At 67.1% G+C, this 11,753-nt stretch carries 8 protein-coding genes; 4 read left to right on the plus strand and 4 right to left on the minus strand.

The window, feature by feature from the left end; all coding sequences use genetic code 11:
* Positions 1 to 252: 252 nt before the first annotated feature.
* A complete protein-coding gene (locus ABZW16_RS14045; protein ID WP_354955713.1) occupies positions 253 to 846 on the plus strand; it encodes a DinB family protein in 594 nt (197 codons plus the stop codon).
* A 235-nt stretch (positions 847 to 1,081) separates the two neighbouring features.
* On the opposite strand, the gene ABZW16_RS14050 is transcribed toward ABZW16_RS14045, so the two are convergent.
* The 3 genes from ABZW16_RS14050 to ABZW16_RS14060 form a co-directional block, all read right to left on the minus strand.
* Positions 1,082 to 3,100, minus strand: a complete 2,019-nt coding sequence (locus tag ABZW16_RS14050) for a protein kinase (protein ID WP_354955715.1) — start codon at positions 3,098 to 3,100, stop codon at positions 1,082 to 1,084.
* Between the two features lie 72 nt (positions 3,101 to 3,172).
* Entirely contained in the window at positions 3,173 to 3,868 is a 696-nt protein-coding gene (locus ABZW16_RS14055; RefSeq protein ID WP_354955717.1) for a response regulator transcription factor, read from the minus strand.
* Positions 3,865 to 5,253: a histidine kinase gene (locus ABZW16_RS14060; RefSeq protein WP_354955719.1), complete on the minus strand. Its 1,389-nt coding sequence runs from the start codon at positions 5,251 to 5,253 to the stop codon at positions 3,865 to 3,867. The genes ABZW16_RS14055 and ABZW16_RS14060 overlap by 4 nt, the downstream gene beginning before the upstream one ends.
* 157 nt (positions 5,254 to 5,410) lie before the next feature.
* On the opposite strand from ABZW16_RS14060, the gene ABZW16_RS14065 reads away from it, so the two are divergent.
* The 3 genes from ABZW16_RS14065 (at position 5,411) to ABZW16_RS14075 (ending at position 9,114) form a co-directional block, all read left to right on the plus strand.
* Positions 5,411 to 5,836, plus strand: coding sequence for a hypothetical protein (locus tag ABZW16_RS14065; RefSeq protein WP_354955721.1), 426 nt, complete (start codon positions 5,411 to 5,413; stop codon positions 5,834 to 5,836).
* A gap of 72 nt (positions 5,837 to 5,908) precedes the next feature.
* Positions 5,909 to 6,625: an ABC transporter ATP-binding protein gene (locus ABZW16_RS14070; RefSeq protein WP_354955723.1), complete on the plus strand. Its 717-nt coding sequence runs from the start codon at positions 5,909 to 5,911 to the stop codon at positions 6,623 to 6,625.
* Complete coding sequence (locus tag ABZW16_RS14075) at positions 6,622 to 9,114, plus strand: FtsX-like permease family protein (protein WP_354955725.1); 2,493 nt, start codon at positions 6,622 to 6,624, stop codon at positions 9,112 to 9,114. Before ABZW16_RS14070 ends, ABZW16_RS14075 begins: the two co-directional genes overlap by 4 nt.
* A 180-nt stretch (positions 9,115 to 9,294) precedes the next feature.
* Here ABZW16_RS14075 and ABZW16_RS14080 read toward each other — a convergent pair whose 3' ends face one another.
* Positions 9,295 to 11,493: a protein kinase gene (locus tag ABZW16_RS14080; protein WP_354955727.1), complete on the minus strand. Its 2,199-nt coding sequence runs from the start codon at positions 11,491 to 11,493 to the stop codon at positions 9,295 to 9,297.
* Positions 11,494 to 11,753: the final 260 nt, after the last annotated feature.

The following is an 11,753-nucleotide window of genomic DNA, read 5'->3' on the forward strand; positions in this document are numbered from 1 at the left end:
ATCAACGCGCCAGCTGACCCGCCGACGATCACCCGGCCCCAGACCGCTGCGGCACAGAACGTCCTATTGGTCGAGCCACAACCATTGAGCAGCAGGCAATCTCGCAGAACGCTCGCTCATGTCGACGTGCGTGTGATCAATCGTCTCCGTTGAACAGAGCTGACCGAGCAGATCGCGTCTCTCGAGTGGATGCTGTTGGCCGAGAAGGAAAATCAGTCGGGGCCGGGAGAATGTCCTGGCAGAGTGCTCGACATGACTGCCTCCGGCCCCAAAGCGGATCTGCACCGTTACCTGCGCTATGCCCGCGAAGCCATGCTGTGGAAGCTCGACGGCCTGTCCGAGTACGACGTGCGTCGCCCGATGACCCCAACCGGCACAAACCTGCTCGGCTTGGTCAAACACCTCGGCACCGTCGAGTTCGGCTACTTCGGTGACACCTTTGCCCGCCCATACGACGAACCCCTCACCGAACACGACTTCGAGGCCGATCCCACGGCCGACATGTGGGCCACCGTCGAACAGTCACGCGAGGACATCATCGGGTTCTTCCGTCGGGCCTGGGCGCATGCCGACGCCACGATCGACAGTCTCGACCTCACCGCGGAAGGCTCCGTCCCGTGGTGGTCCGAGGACCACCGGACCGTCACTCTGCACCAAATCCTGGTGCATGTGGCCGCCGAAACCCACCGGCATGCCGGACATGCCGACATCATCCGCGAACTGATCGACGGCGTCGCAGGCCTGGTCGACGGCAATGACAACATGCCTACCAGCGACCCGACCTGGTGGCAGCAACATCGAGCCAAGCTGGAGAAAACCGCAAAACAGGCCGCCGGGCTGTGCTGACCGATGAATCCCAGCCTTCTTGAAAGCCGCTCATCGTCGATAGCATTCGGCAACTGACGTCAGGATGGCTGCCCAGGACGTCTCGGACCCTGCCCGTATCGATCGCGGAGGCTCCGATCGGTCGACTTCATTGCACCACAACAACAATCGACGTACGGGGGCCGGCTCGGCGACAGGTCTTCGGCGAAGGTTCTGAGATGGATCCTGGACAATACGCTTCGTATGGTGTGCTGTGTCAGTAGACGTAGACCACCGCATTCTCACCGCCGGTGCAGGTGACCAATGGGCCGTCGGCGACGCAGTTCATGGTGTAGGTGCGGCCGGTGACCGGGCTGGTCGCGACGACCGAGCGCGATGAACGCGAGACATTCGCGGCGGCCGAGTCGGCGTAGGCCTGGCGGACTGCTTCGGCGAAACCGCAACTGGTGACCGAGGATCCGGTGGCCGATTGGGTGAAGGTGCCGGACACCGGTTGTCCGGTCGGGCAGCGCGTTGCGCCAGCGGGCAGGGTGACCGAGGTGGGGGCGGCCTTGCTGGTCGAGGTTGTCGGCGGTGTCGTCGAACCGGCGGTGGCACGGGCGGCCGTGGTCGTCACCTGTGCACCTGCCTGGGCGTCCTTGGAATTCCCGGAGTCGCCCGAACCCATCAGCTGCCAGCCGATGGCACCGCCGACGGTGAGTACGACGATGACGAAGACGGCGACCATGATGGGCAGCACGATCGAGCGGTCGCGCCGGTGGTAGGTGTCCTGGCCGTAGTCGTCCTCGTACTCGGGCTCGGCATAGCCGCTGTGCGGCGGGTATTCCGATGCGGCCTGGTATTGCGACGCGTGGTTGGGTGCAGCCGCGTGGGCGGGCCCGGGCGGCGGTTCGAACGGCGGTGCGCCCGAGAAGGGTTGCGGGATGCGGCGAGTCTCCGGAGCGGGCGAATACTGTTGCGCGCCGAACTGTTCCGGGTACCGCTGTTCCGGGTATCTGGCCTCGGGGTAGTGCGAATCCGGATACCGCATCGTCTGTTCGGCCTGCGACCTCTGCGCATATCGCGATTGGTCCGGATACTGCTCGGTCGGCGGGACCTGCGAGCCGCCCGGGTAGTCCGGCGACTGCGGATACAGCGTCTCCGGATACTCCTGAGGCTGTGGCGACTCCGTGTACAGGTGCGCGTCCGGAAACGGCCGCGCCGGCCGCGCGGTTCCGGGCGCGCCGTGCGGTGGCCGCGACGGCTGCTGCGGCGGCAATGGTGTGAACTGCAGATCGGCGGGCGAGACCACCGTCGGCCCGGTCGGATGGATGACCGCGGTGATCGACAACTCCCCGGTCGCGTCGGCGGGCACCGAATTGCGGTGCACCACAGCCTGATCCGACGGACCACGGGACGGATCGGGCGGACGCACGATCAGCGTCGGGGTGTTGGCGGCGGGCGCGGTGGCCAGCGCCGCCCTGGCCGCGCGGGCCAGATCGGTCGCGGTCAGGAAGCGATCGGCGGGCCGCTTGGCCATACCGCGGGCGATCACCTCGTCCATCGCGGCGGGAATGCCCGGTCGCTGCACACTCGGCCGCGGCGGCGGATCGGAAAGATGCGACCGGATCAGCACACTCATGCTCCCGGCCGGGAACGGTGTTGCCCCGGTGAGGCATTCGTGCAGCACACAGGCGAGGGAGTAGATATCGGCGCGACCGGTCACCGGGGCAGAATCGAAGCGCTCCGGCGCCATATAGGCATAGGAGCCGATCGCGGTGCCCGCCTGGGTCACGGCACTGTCGCCGTCGGTGTGGGCGATGCCGAAATCGACCAGGTACGCGAAATCCGCGTCGGTCACCAGAATATTGGCCGGTTTCACGTCACGGTGCACCAGACCATCGGCATGCGCGGCATCCAGGGCAGCGGCGATCTGCTCGATAATGCCGATTGCGCGCTCGGCGCTCATTGCCCCCTGACCGCGCAGGATGCCGCGCAGGTCGACGCCGGGCACCAGGCGCATATCGATGAACAGCACACCGTCGATCACGCCCCAGTCATGGATCGGGATGATGTGCGGTTCGGCCAGCCGGGCGGCGGCCTGTGATTCGCGACGGAAACGCACCTGGTAGACGGGATCTCTGGCGAGCTCCTCGGACAGCAGTTTGACCGCGACCACGCGGTCTTTCACCGTGTCGTACGCCTCGTAGACCTCGCCCATACCCCCCTTGCCGAGCAGCGATCTCAGCTCATACGGCCCGAACCGACTGCCGACTCTCCATCCAGGTCCATCCACCCCGTCAATCCTCCACATCCCGGGCGAGATCGCCCACCACCATCGGCGGTCGTGCGCGATCGGGGCTGCCCGTCAACCTGTGGATTGTCCTGGTGCGACCACCCCGTGGTCAAACGCAAACACGATAGCGGCGGCCCGATCGCGCAGCTCCAGTTTGCCGAATATGTGTCCGACATGGCTCTTCACGGTCACTTCGGAGATACCGAGTTCACGGGCGATCTCCGCATTGACGCGACCGCGGCCGATCAGTTCGAGCACCTCGTACTCGCGCGCGGTGAGTTCGGCGAGTCTGCTGTCGTCGCGGATTGCGACGGGACGCACCGTCCGGTATGCCGAGAGCACCCGGCCGGTGACCGAGGGATCCAGCCAGGCGCCGCCGACGGCGACCGTGCGCACCGCGCGGATCAGATCCTCGGCGGGCGAATCCTTGAGGATGAACCCGGCCGCCCCGGCGCGCAGCGCACCGGAAAGCAGCTGGTCGTCATCGAAGGTGGTGAGCACGAGCACCGGTGGCGCGCCGTCGCGCGCACGCAGCGCGCGGGTCGCGTCGATACCGCCGACGCGCTTCATGCGCAGGTCCATCAGCACCACGTCGGGGCGGCTGGCCGCGATGGCGGCGGGCACCTCGTCGCCATCGGCACATTCGTTGACGACGAAGCCATCGCGCCGCCGCAGGATCCGGCGCAGTCCACCGCGCACCAGCTCCTGATCATCGACCACCAGAACGGTGACGGCATCGTCGCCACCGGCCGCAGACACCGAGGTCACGCACCCTCCCCCAGCACACCGTCGCGCCGAATGGCCTCGGCCTTGTCACGCATCGCACTCGCCGCTCCGTGGATCATGTCGGGCACCGGGCACGACGACGTCGCCCAGCTCCGGGCACCGCTCAGCGGGAATTCGGCCCGCACCATCCAGCCGTCGTCATACGGTCCGGCCTCGATCCGGCCGCCGAGCAGTTCGGCGCGCTGCCGCATACCGGACAACCCCATCCCGCCGCCCAGATCCGGTGGCAACCCCTTGGGCAGCGTGTTCGTCACGATGAGCCGGGCCACCGTCGAGTCCACCTCCAGGAACACGGTCGCGGTCGCACCGGGCGCATGTTTGATCACATTGGCCAGGGATTCCTGGCCGATCCGGTAGAGCGCGAGCCCGACGGCGGCCGATACCGCGGTCAGATCCTCGACGCGGGAGTAACGGACATCGAGTCCCGCCCCTGCGAAATCACCGACCAGGTCATCGAAATCGCGGATGCCGGGCTCGGGCAGCAGTTTCGATGGCCGCGCGTCCAGCAGGCCGATGGTGCGGCGAATGTCGGCCATGGCCTGTCTGCCGAGTCGTTCGGCGTCGACCAGCGCGTCTACCGCTTCGTCCACATCACGATCGGTCTGCAGTGTGTGCCGGGCCGCGGTCAGATGCAGCAGGGTGATGCTCAGCGAGTGCGCGATGACATCGTGCACCTCGCGGGCGATCCGGCGGCGCTCCTCGTCGGCGGCGCGGGCGGCCCGGATCTGTTGGCTCTGGCGTTCCTGATAGAGGAATTTGCGCTGGTACTGCAACATCACACCGACCAGCCAGCCGAGTGCGATCCCGATTGTGTACATCTGGATCCCCTGCAAACGCTCACCGGTCACACTCCACATCAGATGCCCGGCCGCGTCGAAGGCCGCCAACTGCAGTGCCGCGACCACCGCGAAGAGCGCACTGAAGCGTTTGCGCACGATGGCCGCGACCTCGCCGACCATCACCACCAGGATGAACGGGGAGAAATCGGCCGATACCGGTTGGGTGAGCAGGATCGCCGTCGCGGCCAGTCCGGAGAATGCGAGCAGGATCGGGCTCGGGGTCACACCGAAAAAGCAGAACAGCGGCACCGAAACGAAGACCAGAATCACCGCCAGGATCGGCAGCACCGTCGGAAAGTAGTGGTGCCGCTGGATGGTCGCGCCGACGCTGACGAAGAGCAGGGCCGCGTCGGCGCTGATCATTACCGAGGGCGGGTAGTCGAACGGCAGCTCTTCGAGGTTGCGGCGGATGACCGCGATGGGATTGTGCAGAAAGGCCGCGAACCGATCCCGGATGCGCCCACTCTCCCGGAACGGTATCGCCGGTTGGGCGCCCGCCGACGAGCCGATGGCGTGGATCACATCCATCCTGTAAGGCTAACCGCCAGATCGGGCCAGCTGCATCGTGCCGGGAACGGGTCGGGACTCCTACCGCGGTAGGAGATCGATTCGCGTCCCTGGCACGAAGACACCTTATTTTTCCGTCCGTAGCGTGGGATTCACCACTCACGGAAGGCCGAACGCCATGTCCGATCATTTCGAGCGACCTGCAAGCAGTCGCTACGGCGATCATTTCGAGCGACCTGCAAGCAGTCGCTACGGCGATCAACTCGAGCGACAAAGCAGTCGCAATGGCTGGGAGGACCAGCACCGCCGGACCGAGATCGTGCGCACCGTGCTCACTCGCGCGGCCGTCGATCCGGCCAGCCCCGACCTGTTCGTGGACATCCCGGAACTGGACCGGCTGTTCGGCGGACCGGAAGGCCTCTTGCTCGCACTGCGCTATCGGTGGAATATCCATCTCGACGCGAAATTGGATCAAGCGCTGCTGCAGGGCCAATCCGCGGTCGAGGCCTATCTCGAACTCGCTGCCGAGCAACCGGTGCTGCGTGCCGTTCTCGACGCGCAATACCGACGCCAGGACCGGGCGTCCGAGGCGATGGCCCGATAACGCGCCGCGCGGCACGCGCTGCGCAACAATCGAGCGAGTTCGAACACGTGACGAAAGAGGGTGGGGACCGCGATGCCGGACTTGGCCATGCTGGAACTGACGGATATCACCAAGGAGTACCGCGTCGGCGAACAAACCGTGCGCGCGCTCGACAGCATCAGCCTGCGCATCGAATCCGGTGAATTCACCTCGATCATCGGACCGTCCGGCTCGGGCAAGAGCACACTGCTGCACCTGCTCGGCGCACTCGATACTCCCGACGCCGGGTCGATCCGGTTCCAGGGCGAGGAGATCGGCGGCCTCGACGATGAGCGGCAGTCCGAATTCCGGCGCCACCGTGTCGGTTTCATCTTCCAGTTCTTCAACCTGCTGCCCACCCTCACCGCCTGGGAGAACGTCGCGATTCCGAAGCTGCTGGACGGCACCGGATTGCGCAAGGCCAAGCCGCGCGCGCTGGAACTGCTCGACCTGGTCGGGCTCAGTGAACGCGCCGCGCATCGTCCCGCCGAGTTGTCCGGTGGGCAGATGCAGCGGGTCGCGGTGGCGCGGGCGCTGATCATGGATCCGCCGCTGATCCTGGCCGACGAACCGACCGGCAATCTGGATTCCAAGACCGGCGCGGCCATCCTGAAACTGCTCGGCGATATTGCGGGCAACGGCAATTCGGTGGTGATGGTGACCCACGATATGGGCGCCATCGAATACTGCGACCGGGTGATCACGTTGCGCGACGGACAGATCGGCGCCAATGACAAGGTCGATATCGCCGAGCGGGCGGTGCGTGCATGATCGCCGCGGTGTGGGATCGGCTGCGACTGTTCAATATCGGAGAACTGCTCGCCCATCGTGGCCGCACCTTCATGTCGCTGACGGTGATGGCCATCTCGGCATCGCTGCTCGTCGCGGTGTTCAGCATCTCCGGCTCGGTCACCGGATCGGTGGACCGGCTGACCCGCAGCCTCGGCGGCAAGGCCGCACTCGAGGTCACCGGGATCACCGACGCGGGCTTCGATCAGCAGGAACTGCAACGGATCGCGACCACACCCGGTGTCGACAAGACGGTGCCGATGTTGCGCGCGCAGGTCGGGTCCGGCGCGGATAAGGCGCTGCTGATCGGCGCCGACGCCAGCATCGCCGCACTCGGCAGTGAATTGGGCGGGCCGATGGCCGCGCAGGCCGGCAAGCTGCTCACCGTGCCGAACGGTGTCCTGGTCGGATCCGGCATGGGGCGCGCCGAGGGCGAACAGTTCCCGCTCGGCTCCGGAACCGTCACCGTCGCAGCGGTTCTCGACAAGAAGACCTCCGAGCAACTCAACGGCGGCCATATCATCGCCGCCCCGCTCGGCCTGGCGCAGAAACTCACCGACCGCATCGGGCGGCTGGACTCGATTCAGATCATCGCGGCCGATGGCACCGATGTCGACCAATTGCGTGCCACACTGACCAAGGTGGTCGATGGCCGCGCCGTGGTCGCCGATCCCGGGCTGCGCACGGCACAGGCCGGTGGCGCCATCCAGATCGTGCGGTACTCGACGCTCATGGCCTCGGCTGCGGCACTTATCGTTTCGGCGTTCCTGATCTACAACGCCATGAGTATGGCCGTCGCCCAGCGCAGGCCGGTGTTATCGATGCTGCGGGCCATCGGCGGCAAGCGCGGGCCGATGGTGCGTGATCTGCTCGTCGAGGCGGCGCTGCTCGGCGTGCTCGGCGGTGTGGGTGGCTCGGTGGTCGGTGCCGCCATGGGCGGCGTCGCGATCAACAGACTTCCCACCGCCATCATGCAGTCGGTGGAGGCGCGCACCGAATATATGGTGCCCGGGTATGCAATTCCGGTGGCGATCGGCGCCTGTGTGTTGGCCAGCGTGCTGGCGGCCGCCATCGCGGCACGCCAGGTGTACAAGGTCGAACCGATCGAGGCACTGGCACCGGTGGAGGTGGCGCGCGCCGATACGACGAGCGCGGCACTGCGCTGGACCTCGATCGTGCTCGGGCTCGGCCTGATCGTCGGCGCGATCGTCATTGCGGAGGCCGATCTCGGCCGTGTATCGCTGGCGGCGATCTCGATGTCGTTCGCCGGGGCGGTGGCACTGTGCTTCGCCGCCACCGGGCCGATCGTGCGTGCTGCCGCGGTGATCGCCGGATGCTTCGGCGCGCCGGGCACGCTCGGGGCCACCACCCTCGAACGCGCGCCGCGGCGAGTGTGGGCCACCGCGATGACGGTGATGATCGGCATATCCGCCACCGTCGCGATGGGCGGGGGCTCGCGCAATATGGTCGATTCGGCCACCGCTTCGTTCGCTGGGTTCGGCGATACCGATCTGTTCGTCAGCACCAGCTCGATGGAGCAGTTCCCGACGGGGCCATTGCTGCCCAGCAGATTACGCGAGAAGATCGCCGAGGTGCCCGGCGTCGAGGAGGTCGGCCCCGCGCAGATGGCCTTCGCCACCCTGGGCACCGGGCGGGTGATGCTGCAGGGCTATCCGAGCGAGGCGAACGAATCCGAGACCGGTTCGGTGCGTCGAGAAGTCATGGCCCACTTGGCCGCCGGACAAGGTGTGGCGATCTCGCGAGATGTCGCACGATCACTCGACGTCGGCACCGGGGCCGAATTGACCCTGCCGACCCCGACCGGCAATCACACCGTGCGGGTGCTGGATGTGATTCCGTACATCTCGGCCATCGCGGGTGTGGTGGTGATGAATCTCGACCAGATGCGCGCGTGGTATCAGCGACCGGGTGAAACCGTGCTCGCGGTGCATTTCCAACCGGGCGTGGACAAGTCGGCGGTGCGGGCCGCCGTGCGGCGGGTGGTGCCGGCGGATATCCATGTCGACACCGGCGCGCAGGCGGTCGTCGCCATCTCCTCCAGCCTGCGGCAGGGTACGGCGCTCAGTTACGCCATCCTGTGGATCGTGGTGTTGGTGGCCACCGTGGCACTGCTGAACACCCTGATGCTCTCGGTGCTGGAACGCCGTCGTGAACTGGGCGTGCTGCGAGCCATGGGAACCAGCCGCAAATTTCTGCTGCGCTCGGTCCTCGCCGAAGCCGTCGGCATCGGATTCATCGGCGCGGCAATAGGTCTCGTGGCCGGTGCGGCAATCCAGTATCTGGCGACCGTCGCTATCGGCCACGCTCTGACCATCGACATCGTGTACCAGCCGAGCCCGATCCTGCTGGTCTACGGCACCGCTGCACTGGCCTTGGCGCTGCTCGGGTCGATTCCCCCCGCACTGCGCGCCGGCCGAATGCCGATCGTGGAGGCATTGGCGGTCGACTGAGTTCGATCGGGGCTGCCGGTGTGCCCAATGGCGTGCAGACAGCCTATTCAGCTGTCCGACAGGCGATTACCGTTGCGCTGTGTCGCGCGATGAGCGCTTCCTTGGTCGACCAGGGCAGAGCATTGGCCGCGACCGAGGTAACGCGTACCGGGGAGCCCGATTCGGTTGTCCGACAAGCGATTACAGCGGAGCTGTAGCCCACCAGGCGGTGAGGGCGTCTTGGGCCGAGATGGTCGGGGGGACGGTCTGGGCGGCGCCAGAGGTGCCGTAATTGCTCACGTAGACAAGGAAATTCGAGCGGGCGGGGTCGGATTCGAAGCTCACCACCAGTTTTGCGGTGTGGTAGAAGGGCTGTAGTGGGCCCGGCGGATCCTCGACTGTCCATCGGTGGGTGTTGACCGGGACTCCGTCCTTCTTCTCCGCGGTCGCGACATTGGCGGGTAGGGCCTGGACCACGGCGCGTGCCTCGGCGGCGGAGGCGTATTCGAGGATCGAATAGCTCATCTGGGTGGTGGACTGCGTCTCGCGATGGCATTCCCACGCGTCGACCCATGAACTGGATTTCAAAGGTTCGTCCTGGAGCCGCAATTGATCGCCGGGCTTCGCGGCGAAACAGCGGGCGTCTTGATAGGCCGCACCGTGGCTGTCCTTGCCCGGCGGCACCAGGTTCGGGAACAGCTTGCGGCTCTTCGCCATGGCATCGGGCGCGGCGGCCGTAGCGGTGGCGGCGGGTGGCGGCACCGCGGCATTGTTCGGCTCGTCGGACCGCCAGCCGACGGCAACAAAGGTGCCGATGACAGCGATCACCGCGACCACGATCACGCAGGCCATCCAGCCGAGCAGCACCGCCGTACTGCGGCTGTGCTCCGGCATCGGATGGGGGCCAGGGCCGTTCGGCCCGAATGGCGCCGCAGGCGGTGGCACGGCACCCGGCGGCATCGGCGGACCCGCGGCAGGTGGCGGGCCCTGAGTCGGTGCACCTTGCGAGCCAGGAATCGGCGTCGCCTGAGCGGGCTGGCCCTGCGCGGGTGCGGACTGCAGGGGCGGCACTTGCGACGGCTGGCCCTGCGCGGGCGCACCTTGCAGCGGAACCCCTTGTGCCGCCGGTGCTCCAGCCTGCGGCGACGCCTGAAGCGCCGGTGCCGCCGAAAAAGCCCCGGGCTGCGCTGCCGCCTGCGGTGGCGCAGGATAAGCCCCGGCCTGCGGCACCGCCCCGGCACCCGGCAGTGGCGGCGCCGCCTGTTGCGCCGAATAAGCCCCCGCCTGCGGCACCGCCCCGGCACCCGGCAGTGGCGGCGCCGCCTGTTGCGCCGAATAAGCCCCGGCCGGCACCGCCCCGGACTGTGGCGGCACCGGATAGCCCGCGACCTGCGGTGGCGCGCCATATCCGGCGGGCCCGACGGCCTGCGTGGACTGTACGAACGCACCCTGGTCCGCGGGCGCACCGAATGCCGGTGCGGGCGGAGCGGATCCGACGGGATTCGGCAGGCTCGCCGGGTACCCGAGGACGGGATAGCCGGGATGCACCGGAACGGTGGCGACCGGCGGCGCGGTCAATGCCTTGCGCGCCGCGGCGGCGAATTCGACACAGGTCGCGTACCGGTGCTCAGGCCGCTTGGACATCGCCTTGGCCAGCACCCCGTCCAGCGCCGGATTCAAACCTTGCCGCCGGGTGGCCAGCGGCGCAGCCAGATGCTGCAGGTGCCCGCGAATGATGTCGTTGGGATCGGGTGCGTCGAACGGGGCCATGCCGGTGAACAACCAGTACAGCGCGCACGCCAGGGAGTACTGGTCGGTGCGGTTGTCCAGCTTGGCGCCGGTCATCTGCTCCGGCGAGGCGTAGGACAGAGTCGCGCTGAACATCCCGGTCTGGGTCAGGTGCGTGGAATCCTCGCGCAGCCGGGCGATGCCGAAATCGGTGAGGAAGACCCGCTCGCCCTGCCCACCGCTGGAACGGGCCAGCAGGAAGTTGGCGGGCTTGACATCCCGATGCAGTACTCCCATGCCGTGCGCGTAATCCAGTGCGGCCGCGACGCCCTCGATGATCTGCACCGCCCGCTCCGGCGGCAGCGTCATCGGGTCGACGGTCGCCGCGTCGACGCCGTCGATGTACTGCATGGAGATCCAGAGCTGGTTGTCCTCGGAGCCGCGGTCGTAGACGGCGACGATATTCGGATGGTCCAGATGCGCCGCCAGATCGGCCTCCCGCTCGAACCGCGCGCGCACCTCGGCGTCGGCGAACAGCTCCCGATTCAGCAGTTTCAGCGCCGTCTGCTTACCGAGGCGGGGGTGTCGGGCCAGGTACACCGAGCCCATACCACCCTGTCCGAGCAGCCGCTCCACGGTGAACCCGGCGAACACCTCACCGCTGTTCAGCAACGCGACCCCCTTCAGGTGACTGCGGCCCCCGGACATCGGTCGTCCGAGCACGTAAACAGAGTTGTGAGCCTACCGGGTAGCCCGTTGGCCACGCCGTTTCGAATTCTCCGCGAAAATCGGCGAAACTATCAACAGGGCCGCAGCGCCGCGTCAGTTGTCCCGATGGACCGACGCTGACGGCCCGACGTCCGGTCACCGACCGGACGGGTGTGACGAGGATGTTTTTGCACCGCCGATGGAACAACGGGTGTCATGTTGTG

The sequence above is a fragment of the Nocardia sp. NPDC004604 genome, assembly GCF_040609795.1.
In the GTDB taxonomy this organism is placed as follows: Bacteria; Actinomycetota; Actinomycetes; order Mycobacteriales; family Mycobacteriaceae; genus Nocardia.